Origin of the sequence: Pilosibacter fragilis, from assembly GCF_032490495.1 — a bacterium.
Taxonomy (GTDB): domain Bacteria; phylum Bacillota; class Clostridia; order Lachnospirales; family Lachnospiraceae; genus Pilosibacter; species Pilosibacter fragilis.
The window spans coordinates 295,377-311,990 of sequence record NZ_JAVYJB010000003.1 but is presented as its reverse complement, the minus strand read 5'-3'; the positions used below and the strand labels follow the sequence as shown (position 1 = coordinate 311,990).

9 protein-coding genes are annotated in these 16,614 nt (G+C 48.3%); 7 read left to right on the top strand and 2 right to left on the bottom strand.

Annotated features, from left to right (window positions below):
- Positions 1 to 2: 2 nt before the first annotated feature.
- Complete coding sequence (locus tag ABCW45_RS03965; protein ID WP_343220324.1) at positions 3 to 2,102, bottom strand: hypothetical protein; 2,100 nt, start codon at positions 2,100 to 2,102, stop codon at positions 3 to 5.
- Entirely contained in the window at positions 2,099 to 2,827 is a 729-nt protein-coding gene (locus ABCW45_RS03960) for a LytR/AlgR family response regulator transcription factor (RefSeq protein WP_343220323.1), read from the bottom strand. The genes ABCW45_RS03965 and ABCW45_RS03960 overlap by 4 nt, the downstream gene beginning before the upstream one ends.
- A gap of 330 nt (positions 2,828 to 3,157) precedes the next feature.
- Between ABCW45_RS03960 and ABCW45_RS03955 the strand changes: the two genes are divergently transcribed.
- The 7 genes from ABCW45_RS03955 (at position 3,158) to nspC (ending at position 16,569) form a co-directional block, all read left to right on the top strand.
- Complete coding sequence (locus ABCW45_RS03955; RefSeq protein ID WP_343220322.1) at positions 3,158 to 3,547, top strand: hypothetical protein; 390 nt, start codon at positions 3,158 to 3,160, stop codon at positions 3,545 to 3,547.
- Complete coding sequence (locus tag ABCW45_RS03950) at positions 3,516 to 3,902, top strand: response regulator transcription factor (RefSeq protein ID WP_343220321.1); 387 nt, start codon at positions 3,516 to 3,518, stop codon at positions 3,900 to 3,902. Before ABCW45_RS03955 ends, ABCW45_RS03950 begins: the two co-directional genes overlap by 32 nt.
- A gap of 68 nt (positions 3,903 to 3,970) precedes the next feature.
- The gene (locus ABCW45_RS03945; RefSeq protein ID WP_343220320.1) at positions 3,971 to 11,035 is read left to right on the top strand and encodes a YDG domain-containing protein; all 7,065 of its coding nucleotides are present in this window, start codon (positions 3,971 to 3,973) and stop codon (positions 11,033 to 11,035) included.
- A gap of 527 nt (positions 11,036 to 11,562) precedes the next feature.
- Complete coding sequence (locus ABCW45_RS03940) at positions 11,563 to 13,017, top strand: aminotransferase class I/II-fold pyridoxal phosphate-dependent enzyme (RefSeq protein WP_343220319.1); 1,455 nt, start codon at positions 11,563 to 11,565, stop codon at positions 13,015 to 13,017.
- 94 nt (positions 13,018 to 13,111) lie between these two features.
- Entirely contained in the window at positions 13,112 to 13,966 is an 855-nt protein-coding gene (gene speE, locus ABCW45_RS03935; protein WP_015553676.1) for a polyamine aminopropyltransferase, read from the top strand.
- A gap of 2 nt (positions 13,967 to 13,968) precedes the next feature.
- Positions 13,969 to 15,228, top strand: a complete 1,260-nt coding sequence (locus ABCW45_RS03930; protein WP_118606946.1) for a saccharopine dehydrogenase family protein — start codon at positions 13,969 to 13,971, stop codon at positions 15,226 to 15,228.
- A 207-nt stretch (positions 15,229 to 15,435) separates the two neighbouring features.
- On the top strand, positions 15,436 to 16,569 hold the full coding sequence (nspC, locus tag ABCW45_RS03925) for a carboxynorspermidine decarboxylase (protein ID WP_343220318.1): 1,134 nt from the start codon (positions 15,436 to 15,438) through the stop codon (positions 16,567 to 16,569).
- Positions 16,570 to 16,614 lie beyond the last annotated feature (45 nt).

Below are 16,614 nucleotides of genomic sequence, written 5' to 3'. Positions count from 1 at the left end.
AGCTATTTCCACCTCCTACGCAGAAAAAGTACACCGGCGGACAAAAGAAGCAGGGAAGCCGGGAGCAAAAAGAGCAGAGGGGATCTGCCGCGCTCGGCGTCCGCAGTCAGAGTCGGGGAAGCAGGATCCTTCCCGTCTGCCATAGCCGAGGAGGCAAAATCCTTCGTGGCTGTCTGGGTCGGGGAATCAGGATCCTTTTCGCCTGCCGGAGCCGAGGACTCGGAATCCTTAGCGGCAGTCCGGGTCGGGGAATCGGGATTCTTCCCGCCTGCCGGAGCCGAGGACTCGGAATCCTTAGCGGCGGTCAGAGTCGGGGAATCAGGATTCTTCCCGTCTGCCGGAGCCGAGGACTCGGAATCCTTAGCGGCAGTCCGGGCCGGGGAATCAGGATTCTTTTCGGCTGTCTGGGCCGGGGAAGCAGGATCCTTCGAGGCTGCCATGGTGTAGGTTCCGGTATGATCAATCGGAAAGAAAGCGGCTTTTGCTGCATCATCATAGTCGGAAACCGGGATTTTTATGCCGCTTTCGTCACAGAGATATAAGCTATCCGCTGCCGTCTCTTGCGGATAGGGCAGCATGACAGAGGCACCCGGCAGAGAGTCAAAGGAAACTCCGTTGATGCAAAAGGAAAAAGAAAAACTGCGGTCAGAGATTTTTTTGATGATGACCTCAATCTGATCGTTATTTTGGATGTCCTTTGGTAAAGAAGCTCTTGGGACGCGGATGGTGATGCCCTGTTTGGAAAAGCTTGCTTTTTGTCTTCCCGTTTGAAGCATCATCAATAAGCGCGTGCCGGAGATCCGGTCAGTGGTATCATCAAAAAATTCGGTAAAGGCTATTTCGGAGGAGGAAGGCTCTTCAGGATCTGAAGCCGCCTCTGCTTTAGAGAGCGGCTTCATAGAGGAGGCGTTCTCTGTCCGGTCGGTTGGATCGTTTTCCCGATCGGGATTCTTATCCTTGTTCTCGTCCCCGTTCTGTTCAACCTTCTGCTCGGGCGGAGGCTGTGTAATGCTGTCAGACGGATTTCCTTTTGCGTCCCCTCCATCGCGATCACCCTTATAATACCCCTCAAGGACAAGCTCATCTGAGTAAGTGAAGGACAGGATGCCGGTCTGTCCGCCATCGTAATCGACCTGAAGACGGTAGCTGTTACCCGATGTCAGCAGATACGTTTTGATCGAGAGCATTTCCTTCCCTGCATAAACGCCATCTTCCAGCTGTTTCCATGGTTCATCGTTTTCGGATAGCCATACGTTGATCTTATCCGGATCACCCGGCGGTGTGACCCATGGAAAGCATAGATTTCCTCTGGCAGCTATAACACAGTTGATATCCGGTCTGCCGGGGGCCTGTATAGAAACGGGGATCGATATTTCCGGGAAAACGATCCCGTCCGCAAATTCCGTATTTTCAGGTGCGGCAAGCCGTCCCTTTGCCTGATACAGTCCCACAGTATCGAAATCAATATCGGAAAGATCCCATTCCACCAAAGCGGAATAGCTGATTTTGTTTTCTGTATAGCATTCCAGATGATGCGGGGAAAAACGAAGCAGATGGTTCAGCGTTTCTTCTGTACTGCCCTGTGGAAGTGCAAAAGCGTCCGTATAAGGATACCATTGTTCTATGGAAATAATGACAGCAGGAGGTGTTTTTTCTACATGGACGGAAATCACAAGCTCCTTTAATACATTTTCGCCAAAGCAATATCCCTCTGGCAGCTCGATCCTGCCGGTAGCGGCGTAATCCCCCAAAGTGGTCTGGTCAATGGCCGAAAAATCCCAGCAGACGGAAAATCTTTCAGACCGGCTTTCATTATTTTCAATTACAGTGGCGGAAACCGTTTGGTATTTAAGGGCAAAGAGATAAATGGGTTCCATGTCATCGTCGGAGGGGCTGCTTTTAAGGGGCAGCGTAAAATCCGGCAGGGCGAGAAGCTCATCTTCATTTTGTATTTTTGTGATCCTGATCTTATCGGCATCTGATGGGGTGGCAGTCTGAAGAGCAAAGGCGGATATGCTGCCGATGAAACAGAAAAGGCAGGTCAGACAGCAGATCAGACAGAAGACGGGAAATCGTTTTTGTTGTGTCCGCTTTATTATCATACAATTCCCTCCATTCCGGAGAAAACATACTGGCGGTAGACCTCACGCAGCTGTTTTCTGTTTCGGAGGGAGATCGGAAGTTCCTCTCCGTTTATCAAACGGAAGGTCTGACTGTCAACCTGGCTGATGTAATCCATGTTGATTAAAATGCCCCGGTAGCAGGGCAAAAAACGCTTGTCCTTCTGCAATGCGGCAGTAACCTCCTGAAAGCCTCCGCTTACCGGTATCACGCGTTCCGCCGTATGAATCCGTGTCATACGGTTTTGATAATCTATGTATAGAATCTTCTCTGTGGGAAGTTCCAGCTTTTGACGGTCAGCCATAACCGAAAGTGTCATCACTTCATAGGGCGGTTTTAGCTGGCACAGCTCCATCGCTTCTTCAAATTCTGCCTGATGGAGCGAAAGCGGCTTCAGCAGATAATAGCTGGCGGACAGGCTGTACCCCATCCGGGCATAATCTTCTGTAATGGTCAGAAAAACGATCTTACAGAGCCTGTTTTTCTGGCGCAGCCTTCTGGCGGCCTCCATTCCATCCATGTTCTCCATATAGATGTCCATAAAGACAAGCTGAAAATTGACCTGGGCGGCAGCTTTCAGAAAATTCTCTCCGTCCTCAAATTCTGTCAGCGTATAGTCCAGCTGATGCTTTTTCATATAATTTTCCAGGCAGACAGACAGTTCTGCTCTGTCATGTGCTCTGTCATCCACAATCGCAATCTGCATCGCGCCATCTCCTTTGCACAATAATCCAATATTAGTATAACATAAAACCGCAGGAAAAAACTTGCGTCTTAAACAGGAAACCTGCGTCTTAAACAAAGTCGGTTGCATTTCCCTTGACAAGATGCTACCCTAATTATACTACATGACTTTTAGGTGAGAAGGTCTGATTTTTTGATTTCATAGGAAAGTTCGTCCTATGAAATCAAAAACGCTCCGCGAGGATCGCACTGCGGCGGAAAGGAAGAGTGCCGCTGTCGCGCCCCGCCGCAGGCGGAGAATCCTGCAAGCAGGATTCTTTTTCATTTTTCTTTTCGGGAAAGGAGGCCCGGCATGAAAATCGCACTTTGTACGGAATTAAGAAATGCAGAATGGTTTGAGAGCAGACTGCGCTCCCTTTTTGCTGGGGACGGACAGCTTGTCATCGACGAGCTATGGAATGAGAAGCAGCTATCTCAGGCACTGCGGCGGAGCCGATATCATGCGGTTGTCATCGCAATGACCGGGGCAAGGGGATTGGAGGCTGCCATTCAGGCAAAGCAGCTGGCACCGGAAGTACCACTTGTCTGGTGGAGTGATGATGAAAACTTCGCCCTGATTGCGTATCAGCTTCGTATCCCGGCATTCCTCTCCATAGATTGTAGTGATCAGGAGCTATATGAGGCGATGGAGCCCATCAGGAAACGGAGGTATGGAAATGCGAATTGCGCTATGCAGCTATAGTCAGAAGGAGAAAGAAACGGCGTTACTGATGAAGCTTGGCAAAGTAGACCGCTTTGACAATGGCGTATTCTGCGTCTATGCCATGCAGCGGGAGGGCCCTTATGACGCTGTGGTGATAATGGAGGATGGGGCCTGTGGAATGAATTTCTGCATGAGCATACGAGGCTACAGCAAGGATGTCCCGCTCCTTTGGATCAGCGATCAGGCAGAATTTGAACCCCAAAGCCGCAGGCTGCGGGTAGATGACTTTTGGGTGAAGCCCGTTGCAGAGCATCAGCTGGGGGAAGCAGTCTCCCGGCTTCTTCAGGGAAAAAGGGGAAGTAATGAATCAGGTGAGGAGGAAAAGTATGAATAAAAAATATTACCGGAGAGAACAAAACCGTCACGCTATATAGAAAATAATGACAACAGGAGGAAATGGATATGAGGTATAAAAAGAAGAAACGGCAGATCGTATCTGCGGCATTGGCGGCAATGATGGCGATGCAGTTATGCATACCGTCTGCAACGTTTGCTGCAGTTCCTACAAAAAAGTTGAAAGTGATCACGGGATTTACGGAATTACCGGAGGAGGTCGCGCATATTCAGATCCCTGCGGATGCCGGAGAAAACCTTGAGGATTATCTGGATTTCCCGGAGACGATCGAGGCTTCGGTGGTGGAATATAAGAACGTGGATCATCAGAAAAATAATGCGGATCGCGATAAGGGCGCGGAAGATGGGAAAGCGGCAGCAGACAACCGTGATAAGAAAGAAGAATCGGAAATTGCTACCGGCAGTAATGCAAAGAAAGAAAATCTGAATGAGGAGGAAACTCCGGAAACAGAAAATTCAGAAAACGTGCCGGATAGCAATGATGAGGAAGAAGCAGATAAACAGGAAGTCCAGGAGAAAGACCTGCAGGAAGAACAGCAGGGTAGGTATCGGATCGCGACCGACAGCAATGCCGGGGATTTTCTTGAGGATAATGAGTTTGAAGATGAGGAAATCTCAGAAGATATCCCGGTGCTGACGGATATCAGCGTTACTTGGGAGCCGGATGAGAACCGGGAAGATGAAAGTGGTTTCTATTATTATCTTCCGGTTCTTCCGAGTGAGTATATTTTGGCAGCGGGCGTGGAGCTTCCGGAGATCGAGGTCAGCATGGACGGCGGAATCGCTTTGCTGGCATCAACAGATACTTATGATATTGCGAATGGCGGTATCAGCATCAACAGCAAAACATTGGAACAGTATAATGATGCGACTATCACGGGAAGCAGTATGACCAATGTTATTCTGGTTAGTGGTGTGGAGGCTACAATCACGATTTCGGATCTGGATATCCAGATTCCGATCGATAAGAACGCTACGACAGCAAGTAACTGGATACCGGCGATCCGACTGGTGAATGATGCAAAACTGAATCTGATTCTGGAGGGAGAAAACACGCTCAAGGGCGGTGATATGTGTGCGGCTATTGATGTGCCGGAAGGCTGCACCCTGACGATCAGCGGAGAGGGAAGCTTAAAAGCAACCGGTGGAGAAGGCGCCGGAATTGGTGCGTCGAGCAGGAGAAATGGTTCCTTGGGGACGATTGTGATCGACGGAGGCGATATCAAAGCTTATGGCGGCGAGATGGCAGCAGGTATTGGCGGCAGTGCAGAGGGCGACAGCGGTACCATTATCATCAACAACGGAACTGTATATGCCAAGGGCGGACATGGAAGCTACTACAAGGATATTAAAAATGTATACGGTGGAGCAGGAATTGGCGGTGGAGCGAACGGCTGCGTGGATAAGATTGAGATCAATGGTGGCAATGTGACAGCCTATGGAGGATATGCTACGAACGCGGGAAGACACCCCGGAGCCGCAATCGGCTGCGGCGGTGGTGGAGCAAAAGCGGTAGAAGGCGGATACAAGTATGGTGAGATTGCGATCAAAGGTGGAACGGTTTTAGCCATTGCATATCAGAATGAAGTGTATGCCATTGGTATCGCAGTAAAGCCAGGTCAATCGTTGCCGGGTGGTACTTTGGATGGCTCTATTTCTATCAGTAATGAAGCCACAGTAAACTTAAATGGCGGCGATTATTTCCCGAAAAGTGAAAATTTCGAACTGAAAAAGTATACCATTCAGGGCACGATTGCGGATGTACGATTCATCGAAAGCACTTATCCGGTGACAATCAGCGTGGGAGAGATTACCTGGGATGCAGGGACGATGCAGGTGAGCGATTATCAAGGTACACTTAAGGCATCCAATTATCTGAAGCCATTAACGTCAGGGAAACCGGTAACGGTAACGGTGACGGTTGGAGACTATGTTTATCGGATGGAAGCTGACATTGCTGATGAGAATGCAACGATCACTTTGAAGGCCGCAACTCCTCTTTATGAGACAAGATTAAAATTTGTTTCCACGGCGATCACGAGCGATCAGATATTACAGGCAACCGATATCACGGTCAGGCAGGATGATGAACCGTTGATCAATCAAGAAGGTCAAAGTGCAGCTATGGTCATTCCTTCCATGCAGATTTCGTATGATGAAGCGAACACGGGACATCTGACGGTATATCTGCCGGAAAATAGGAATAACACAGAGATTTCGGTGACGGTACCGGGCTTAAATGACGGCAATCCGATCACAAAATCAGGTGAGACGATTTCGACAACAACACTAAATGAAATCGAGATGTTTCATGATGATACCGTTTGTAGTCATGAGTACTATAATGCAGATGGATTTTGTGAAGCATGTGGTGCATATCAGAAGGCAAACAAGTCGGGGGAATATTATGAGATTTATAATGCCGGTCAGCTTTTCTGGTTTGCGGAGCGGTTTAATAGCGGGATGATCCCTGATAACAGCAATCTGAAGCTGATGAAGGATATTGAGATTCCGGACGGTCATAACTGGACAAGCATTGGAAACATAACTGATAAGTTTTTCAAAGGGAATATTGAGGGAAATTATCATGTAATTTCCGGACTGCGACCTGCTAATGACAATACAAGTTATAAGCGGGGACTGGTGGCAAGGATTCAAGATGGGAAAGTACAAAATCTAGGGCTGGTGTTGGAAGATGGTTGGACTTTCGGGTTGTGTCATACCGCTGTTCGTACCAATATTCAGAATTGTTTTGTAGTAGGAACAAATTTTTTAAATAATTCTTCAAACGGAACGGTGACTAATTGCTTGGCTGTATCAGGAAAACTGGAAGGAACTAAGTCCTCGATGAATAATAGGGCTAGTTTTACGAACTGTTATGAGACAACAAAAGGCATATTTAGTAGTAATGGTGGAATTACTACTCTAGATAGCGAAGAAAAACGGAAATCACTGAAATCCGGCGAAATTGCCTATAAATTAAACGGTGAAAAATCAGATGGTACGTGGGGACAGGTGATCGGAACGGAGGATTACCCGCATTTCCGCAAGTACAGTAAGACGGTATATTATGATCCAGCTACTGGTACATATTCTAATAATAAGGCGGCAAGTATCACTTCCGCAGCTGTCACGGATATTAAGACGATTTCTGACGCAAAAGCGACTGCTACACTTAAGGCAACAGGAACTCCAGGAGCAGAGGTTAAGTTTTTATTAACCTCCGGCGAGGATGAGCAGACAGGGACATTAGATGAAATGTTCTCGAATGGAACGCCACTTACGGAAAGTTCTTCCGGAAACTATGAGTGTACTATTGAGAATTTAACTCCGGATACAGAATATCATGTCAGACTGATGATTAAAAAGGATGATAAATTATCTCTTGATGTAACCTATGTAAATTTCCGGACAGAAAAAATGCGGCAGGAGGCACCTAATGCTGCTGATGTTTCTATCAATTACGAACAGGAGACTTTAGAGAATAAAGCTTCCTGCGATCTGGAGTATGCTGCTTCTAAGGATGCACAGTCATGGACAACTATAAGACAGGGTGGTATGGTTCGTCTGACAAGGCTGCTGGATAACATTCGTGAAAGTGATGGGTCTGTACCATTCTATATTCGCAGGAAAGCATCCTCGTCCATGTCAGCCAGTGAAGCGGTTTTGGTGGCGAATTTGCAAACACAGGCGATTCCGGAAGAATCGAACAAGCCGAATATTGATTATCGGAAGGAAGAAATCACAATTTCCTCATCTTTACAGTATGTGATTGTAAACGGAACCAAGACCTCTCCAAACTGGACCTCTGCAAAAATGGGCAGTGGATCAGGAATTTCGATTACAGACATCATTTCTTCCGATCATGAGAGTACGGTTTATTATCGGTATGCTGCAAGCAACACGGATGAGAAATTTGCCGGAAAACCTAAAAGTATCACGATTCTTAAAAGAACGGCAGCACCGGCTGCAATAACTGAGGGTGAGGTGACTATAACCGGTACGACGATTACCATAAACAGAACGAATCCGGAAAATGACATTGAGTATGGATACCGTGATGTAGATTCAGACAGAGCATTTACATGGATTGACGGTACGAAAATTCAGGGATTATATCCGGCACATGGATATCAGGTAACCAGCAGAATAAAGGCGAAAGAGAATGCATTTGCTTCTGAGAGAACGGAACCGCTTCATGTGTCTACCAAGGATACACTGAGAATTGTAGGAAACGGAACACAAAAGTGGAATGCGAAGGGGACTTATGGGGTTTCACTTGCTCAGATTCCGGTTTCCCTGGCTTCCGGTTATGGTGTGTATAATGGTGCAAATCAACTGGTAGCCGGAACCTGGAGCTGGGAACCGGAAAATAGTAGTTCAGCATATGGTATTTATCCGAAGGTAAAAGGTAACAAGGCTTATACCGTGAAATTTACACCGACAGATTCAAGTGCTTCATACGATAGGACATTAACAGATTCCGTGGTACCGGAAATTTCTAAGTACCAACTGCAATTATCATCAGTTGCGGTAGAAGATAAGACCTATGATGGCACGACAACAGCAACTGTACAGCAGCTACTCATGATAGACACTGGTGTGAATACAGGTGCCGGAAATGAAAAACTGCAGATCACAGGCTTAACAGCCGCTTTTAAGGATGAAAATGCCGGAACCAATAAAGAGGTTGTGATCGATGCTTCGAAGGCAGTGATAACAGGAGCAGCAGCGAGCGGTGGCGGAGCAACAGCTGATCCGGATAACTACCAGGTCAACATTCCTTCCAGTGCAACCGCAACGATCGAAAAAGCAGCATCTTCGATCACGATCAATGATGCAGAGTGGCCGGGAACGAAAACATATGGCGATCCTGATTTTCCATTGACTGGAGTTACCACCGTTGGAGACGGAGCGGTGACCAAGACAAGCGACTCTGCGAATGTACTGACGGTTGATGCAGATGGCCGGGCAACGATCCATGGCGCGGGTACGGCAACGGTAACGATAAGTGTGGCAAGTGGCACCAATTACACGGCAGGTAATAATTCCAGACCGATCACCGTTCAGAAGGGAAGCATTTCCCTGAATTTGAAAGCCGGAAAGAAAACCGGTCTGATGCAGAGACTCCGGGCTGCTCTTGGAAATGTGAAAGATACTTATGTTCTGACTCTGGAAGCGAAGGGAGCTTATCAGGATGTTCTGACCGGAACGGTAATATTTTATGAAAATGGACAGCCGCTCAATCAGACGCCGATCCCATTGACCAATGGAACCGCATCCATGGAATATTCGGGTCCTTCTGTTGGTACGCATGAAATTTCGGCAGATTATGTGCTTCCGGCTGACGGCGCAGAGCAGCAGAATTACAATAAGCCTGCACTGGTAAGCTGCAGCTTCGAGGTCGGAAAGGTAGATGAGGATCAGATTCAGATCAAAGAAGTAGACGGGAAACTCTACGGAGATGATCCATTCGAACTGGAACTTACCGGACAGAAGGGAACCGGAGCTGTGAAATTCTCCGTTCCTGACGGAAATGGAGTTCTGGAGCTATCCGAAGTGAACGGAAAAACAGAGGCGAAGATCATCGGAGCCGGAACGGTCCTTGTGACGGCTGAGGTTGCCGGGGATAGCGACTACAATGGAACGACGGTGACCAGGGAAATTACTGTTGGAAAAGCACAGGCACCGGAGATCTCCGTGGCAGAGCCGAAGATTGCACCGGTTCCGGCAGATGCACCGGAGGAGGTAAAAGAGATTGCTAACCTCTTGGAAGAGAAGGCCCCGGAGATTACCGGACTGGATACTGTGGCAGCAGATCTGATCCGGGAAACAGAAAACGGGGATGTGATCGTAAAAACAGGAGAAGATCAGACGATTTCCGGAGTGGAAGCGAAGGAAAAACTTCAGAAGGAAGGAGTCGATACCGCAGGAAAGAAGGTAAGACTGGTGGTTGAGCCGTATATGTCGGTGGAAGTAAAGGGTGTGACCGAAAAACAGGGAGTGAATGTGATCACTTTTGAAATCACCGCATTATACAATGTAAAAGCCACAACAGCCGGAAAGAATGAGACCATGCAGGAGGAAGGAACCGGTAGAAATACCGTTCTGATCGGCTCAGCGATCCCGCAGAAGGTCGGAACCCCGGTTACGATCACACTGCCGCTCCCGGCAGATTATCCGACAGAAGATCTCTTTATCCGACATCTGTTACATAGCGGAAAAATTGCTTATTATCCGGTAACAGTAAAGAAAACGCAGGGAAGTGTCGTGGCTGAATTTGTCAATAAGGATGGCTTCAGTACTTTTGAGCTGCTCTCAGACAGCCGAAAGGGAACGGTTGTATTTGATCATGGAGTCGGAGAACGGAGCTATACCCTGGAGCAGATGGATGAAGCGCTTCCGACAGTCAGCAAGGATGGAGCTGTGTTCAAGGGCTGGAAGATCAACGGTACATTGTATACAACTGTGAACGAAGCACTTCTGGATGCGCTGGATCAGGCAGAAGGACATCGTGTGACGGCGCTGGCAGTTCTGGAAAGCAACAGTCTGGAAACTCCTGATGATCCGAAAGGTGACAGGAACACCGGTTCTGACAGTGACAGAGAGGATACTGACCGGAATGTGACCAGAAATGCATGGGAAACAAAGAAAGTCAATGGCGTAGTCAGATGGAGATACTATGATAGCGATGGACGTCGTGTATTCAATGCATGGAAACAGCTTTTGTATGAGGGAACCATGTTCTGGTATCACTTTGGTGCTGACGGGTACATGGATACCGGCTGGTTTAAAGATGCGGATGGAAACTGGTATTACCTGAATCCGGTATCTGATGGCACGCAGGGAACCATGAAGACCGGCTGGCTGAAAGACGCAGACGGAAACTGGTATTATCTGAATCCGGTTTCCGACGGTACGCGGGGAGCGATGAAGACTGGCTGGCTGAAAGATGCGGATGGAAGCTGGTATTATCTGAACCCGGTATCTGACGGTACCCAGGGAGCGATGAAGACCGGCTGGTTTACAGATCCGCAGGATGGACATCTCTATTATCTGGATCCAAAGACCGGTGCAATGGTGACCGGAAACATACAGAATGATAGCGTGTGATTCTGTTTCATGGGGATCCATCAACTTTTATGGTTGATGGATCCCTGCTTTTATCTTCTCATAGGACAAATGGAAATTTTTACTTGACAGTTCTATGTTTTTTCATGTATGATAAAAATAGTGTGAAGAGACATTTATCGTTTTCATGCAAATGTATGTAATGACCACTCCCGCAGAACAGACTACGGAAGTTAAGCCCATCGGACAGGCGGGTCAAGCGCCGCGTGGGGTTAAGCCCACATTATTGATTGAGTTAAAAGCTCAAATTTATAAGTTGATTACTTTATAATCAGTGTTTGAAAAACACATCATCTTGTGAATCGGTCAATAAGTGCAGGGACAATATATTTGCGATTGCAGACTTGGAGGAAAAAACGATAAAGGTCAGAGGCAGACGGGAGCGGAGTGACGCGCCCCAGACCCCAATGGAATAGAATCGTTTTGAGCAGATGATGGTTTTGGCGTCATCTGCTTTTTTTTATGATTCAGATGATGCGCAATCAATAAAATGCATGAGGAACAAAACCATGGACAGAGAGAGACAAAAGAAAGCCCCGATCTATGAAGCGCTCGAGGAATTTAAAAAGAAGAGAGTTGTCCCGTTTGATGTACCGGGACATAAGAGAGGACGCGGAAATCCGGAACTGGTACAGCTTTTAGGCGAAAAATGTGTATCTTTGGACGTAAACTCCATGAAGCCGCTTGACAACCTCTGTCATCCGGTCTCCGTGATCCGTGAGGCGGAAGAGCTTGCGGCGGAGGCATTCGGAGCGGCCAGCGCCTATCTGATGGTAGGCGGAACGACATCTGCGGTCCAGAGCATGATCCTCTCGGTGGTAAAAGCCGGAGATAAGATCATCCTGCCGCGAAACGTACATAAGAGCGTCATCAACGCTCTGGTGCTCTGCGGCGGAATCCCGATCTACGTAAATCCGGAGATGAACCAGAGACTCGGTATTTCGCTGGGAATGCAGGTCGAAAAAGTAAAACAGGCCATCGAGGACAATCCGGATGCGGTTGCGGTGTTCGTCAACAACCCGACCTATTACGGCATCTGCTCTGATATAAAAACGATCGTACAGCTTGCCCATGCGAGGGGCATGAGGGTTCTCGCGGACGAGGCTCATGGAACCCACCTGTATTTCGGAAAGAATCTTCCGATCTCCGCAATGGCAGTGGGAGCCGATATGGCGGCGGTATCCATGCACAAGTCCGGCGGAAGCCTGACCCAGAGTTCGCTTCTTCTTTTAAATAAGGGAGTGAACACCGATTATGTGCGCCAGATCATCAACCTGACCCAGACTACAAGCGCATCCTACCTGCTTCTTTCCAGTCTTGATATCTCAAGACGAAATCTGGCTCTCCGCGGTGAGGAATCCTTCGCGAAGGTCGTTGAGATGGCAGAATACGCGAGACGGGAGATCAACTCCATCGGCGGCTATTATGCTTATGGAAAAGAACTGGTGAACGGTGACAGCATTTTCGATTACGATGTAACGAAGCTCTCCGTATATACAAGAGACATCGGACTTGCAGGAATCGAGGTCTATGATCTTCTGCGCGACGAGTATGATATCCAGATCGAATTCGGTGACATCAGCAACATTCTGGCTTACATCTCCATCGGAGATCGTATCCAGGACATTGAGCGCCTTGTTGGTGCTCTGGATGATATCGAGCGTCTCTACAAAAAAGACAGTTCCGGACTGCTCTCTGGCGAGTACATTTCTCCAAAGGTTGTTATGTCCCCGCAGAAAGCGTTCTACTCCGAGAAGGTCTCCGTTCCGGTGGAAGCGTCTTCAGGAAGAGTCTGTGCGGAGTTTGTGATGTGTTATCCGCCGGGAATCCCGATCCTGGCGCCGGGGGAGATGATCACGGACGACGTGGTCCAGTATATCCTGTATGCGAAGAAAAAAGGATGCTCCATGCAGGGAACAGAGGATCCGGCAGTGGATCATCTGATGGTGCTGGCAAACATATAGCATGAATTTTTAAGGCGCCGGAGCTGGCTGCAGGCAAACAGGCTGTCTGCCCGCATACAGGCTTTGGCCAATACGATACAAGGAGTCACGAGATATGGAATTCTGGTTTTCAGAACTGCACACCGGAAATGTCAAGCTGTCCATCAAAATCGAAAAGCAGCTGTTTTCCGGGGAGAGTGAATATCAGCGGATCGATGTGTTCGATTCCGAGGAATTTGGAAAATTTATCTCTCTGGACGGGGAGATCGTATTCTCCGAGAAGGACGAGTTTATTTATGACGAGATGGTGACCCATGTGCCGATGGCGGTCCATCCGTGTGTGAAGGACGTACTGATCATCGGCGGCGGCGACGGCGGTGTCGCGAAAGAGCTTTTGCAGTATGACTGCGTGGAACATATCGATGTCGTGGAGACGGATGAGATGTTTGTGGAGGTTTCAAGAAAATTTTTCCCGGAGGTAGCCTGTGCCTTAGATGATCCGCGTGTCGAGGTCCACTATGATGACGGTCTGAGATTTTTAAGAAACAAGAAGGCAAAGTATGACCTTATCATCAACGATTCCACAGACCCCTTCGGCCATACTGAGGGACTGTTCACGAAGGAATTCTACGGTAGCTGCTACAGCGCCTTAAAGGAAGATGGAATCATGGTCTACCAGCACGGAAGCCCATTCTACGATGAGGACGAGCTGGCCTGCCGCAGCATGCACCGCAAGGCATTCCGCTCCTTCCCAATCAGCCGTGTGTATCAGGCGCATATTCCAACCTGTCCGTCCGGATACTGGCTCTTCGGCTTCGCTTCAAAGAAATATCATCCCATCAAGGATTTCAAACCCCGGGAATGGGATGCATTAAATATCGAAACCTGGTATTACACGACACATCTTCACATGGGAGCATTCATGCTGCCGAAGTATGTTGAGGATCTTTTAAAAGAGGAGGAAAAATAAACATGAGCAGATTAATGATCATCGGCTGCGGAGGTGTTGCGTCCGTAGCGATCCACAAGTGTTGTCAGAACAGTGATGTATTCACAGAAATTATGATCGCAAGCCGTACCGTATCCAAGTGCGATGCTTTAAAGGAGAAACTTCAGGGAACGACAAAGACGAAGATCACGACCGCGAAAGTGGATGCTGACAACGTGGACGAGCTGGTGGCTTTAATGGAAAGCTACAAGCCGGATGCAGTGTTAAACGTTGCACTCCCGTATCAGGACCTGACGATCATGGATGCATGCTTAAAGGCCGGCGTAAACTATATCGATACCGCAAACTACGAGCCGGAGGACACCGACGATCCGACATGGCGCGCAATCTATGAGAAACGCTGCAAGGAAGAGGGCTTTACCGCATACTTCGATTATTCCTGGCAGTGGGCATATCAGGAAAAATTCAAAGAGGCTGGACTTATGGCACTCTTAGGAACAGGTTTTGACCCGGGCGTCACAAGCGTCTTCTCCGCGTATGCGTTAAAGCACTATTTCGATGAGATCCACACCATCGACATCTTAGACTGCAACGGCGGCGATCACGGCTACCCGTTCGCAACAAACTTCAACCCGGAGATCAACCTCCGCGAGGTATCCGCAAACGGCTCCTACTGGGAGAACGGTCACTGGGTAGAGACAAAGCCGATGGAGATCAAGCGCGAGTACAACTTCCCGCAGGTCGGCGAGAAGGACATGTACCTTTTACATCATGAGGAGATCGAATCCCTTGCAAAGAATATTCCGGGCGTAAAGCGCATCCGCTTCTTCATGACCTTCGGACAGAGCTACCTGACCCACATGAAATGCTTAGAGAACGTTGGAATGCTTTCCACCTCCCCGATAAACTTTAACGGACAGGAGATCGTTCCGATCCAGTTCTTAAAGGCTCTTCTTCCGGATCCGGCATCCTTAGGTCCGAGAACCGTCGGAAAGACAAACATCGGCTGTATCTTTACCGGTGTGAAGGACGGAAAAGAGAAGACGATCTATATTTATAACGTATGTGACCATCAGGAGTGTTACAAGGAAGTCGGCTCCCAGGCCATCTCCTACACGACAGGTGTACCGGCAATGATCGGTTCCATGATGGTCGTTGACGGAACCTGGAAGGGCGCAGGTGTATTCAACGTTGAGGAGTTCGATCCGGATCCGTATATGGAAGCGCTGAACAAGTGGGGACTTCCGTGGGTTGTGGATGAAAATCCGGAGATCGTGAAATAAAAATTGAAAATGAATGACTGTTCGGCAGATTCGTGCTGTCCGTGGGAAAAATACGGAATGTGGAACAGTTTCAAGTACAGAAAACACCTCTGGCAGGAACGAGTTGTCAGGGGTGTTGCTGTATTGTGATACGGCAGTAAAAATGAACTTCGTTTTCTGGTAGGACTGAAATGTGTATCGGGAACGAGTCAGCAATTGGAGAACAAGATGAAGATTAATGAATTACCCACTCCATGTTATGTGATCGATGAAAAAAAACTTAGAGAAAATCTGGAAATCTTAAAGAAAGTCAAGGACGACACCGGTTGCAAGATCCTCCTTGCGCAGAAGGCATTTTCGAACTTTTTTGAGTACCCGCTGATCGGGCAGTATCTGGACGGTACCACAGCCAGCGGTCTTTTCGAGGCAAAGCTTGGATATGAAAAAATGGGAAAGGAGAATCATGTGTTCGCTCCGGCCTTCAAGGAATCGGAGATCGGGGAACTCACCGATATCTGCGAACATCTGGTATTCAATTCCTTTTCCCAGCTTGAAAAATACGCGGACTTCTGTAAGGAAAAAGGCGTCAGCATCGGCATCCGCGTAAACCCGGAGTGTTCTACTCAGGGTGACCACGCGATCTATGATCCATGCGCGCCCGGCTCCAGACTCGGCGTGACTCTGGCAAATTTCCGGGAAGATCTCGTGGAAAAGCTTGACGGGATCCACTTCCATACCCTCTGCGAGCAGAACTCGGATGATCTGGAGACGACTCTGAAGGCAGTGGAAGAAAAATTCGGAAAGTATCTGAAGCTTCCGAATATCAAATGGCTCAACATGGGCGGCGGACACCATATCACGAGAAACGATTACGACATCGACCGCTTAGAGCGCTGCATCCGCCATATGCAGGAGACATATGATGTCACTGTCTATGTGGAACCTGGGGAAGCCGTGGCGTTAAACGCGGGATATCTCGTGACGGAAGTCATGGACATTGTGGATAACGGGATCAAGACGCTGATCTTAGATGCCTCCGCAGCCTGCCATATGCCGGATGTGCTGGAGATGCCCTACCGTCCGCCGTTAAAAGACTCCGGCGAAGCAGACGAAAAGCAGTATACCTACCGCCTCTCCTCCATGACCTGTCTTGCGGGTGACGTGATCGGTGATTATTCTTTCGACCACGAGATCCGGATTGGTGACAGACTTTATTTCGAGGACATGGCGATCTACTCCATGGTAAAAAACAACACCTTCAACGGCATGTGCCTGCCGTCCATCGCGCGAATGGATGAGAAGGGGGAGTGCAGTGTGGTGAAAACCTTTGGATATGAGGAATTTGTGAGAAGACTGGGATAAAATAGAAACATGATTATAGAAAACGGGGCTGCCGCTTGCCAAAAT

Bases quoted from the DNA above. Each gene is read 5' to 3' on its own strand.
- ABCW45_RS03965 (WP_343220324.1), bottom strand. From the start codon at position 2,102: ATGATAATAAAGCGGACACAACAAAAACGATTTCCCGTCTTCTGTCTG.
- speE (WP_015553676.1), top strand. From the start codon at position 13,112: ATGGAATTCTGGTTTTCAGAACTGCACACCGGAAATGTCAAGCTGTCC.
- ABCW45_RS03950 (WP_343220321.1), top strand. From the start codon at position 3,516: ATGGAAATGCGAATTGCGCTATGCAGCTATAGTCAGAAGGAGAAAGAA.
- ABCW45_RS03945 (WP_343220320.1), top strand. From the start codon at position 3,971: ATGAGGTATAAAAAGAAGAAACGGCAGATCGTATCTGCGGCATTGGCG.
- ABCW45_RS03960 (WP_343220323.1), bottom strand. From the start codon at position 2,827: ATGCAGATTGCGATTGTGGATGACAGAGCACATGACAGAGCAGAACTG.
- nspC (WP_343220318.1), top strand. From the start codon at position 15,436: ATGAAGATTAATGAATTACCCACTCCATGTTATGTGATCGATGAAAAA.
- ABCW45_RS03955 (WP_343220322.1), top strand. From the start codon at position 3,158: ATGAAAATCGCACTTTGTACGGAATTAAGAAATGCAGAATGGTTTGAG.
- ABCW45_RS03930 (WP_118606946.1), top strand. From the start codon at position 13,969: ATGAGCAGATTAATGATCATCGGCTGCGGAGGTGTTGCGTCCGTAGCG.
- ABCW45_RS03940 (WP_343220319.1), top strand. From the start codon at position 11,563: ATGGACAGAGAGAGACAAAAGAAAGCCCCGATCTATGAAGCGCTCGAG.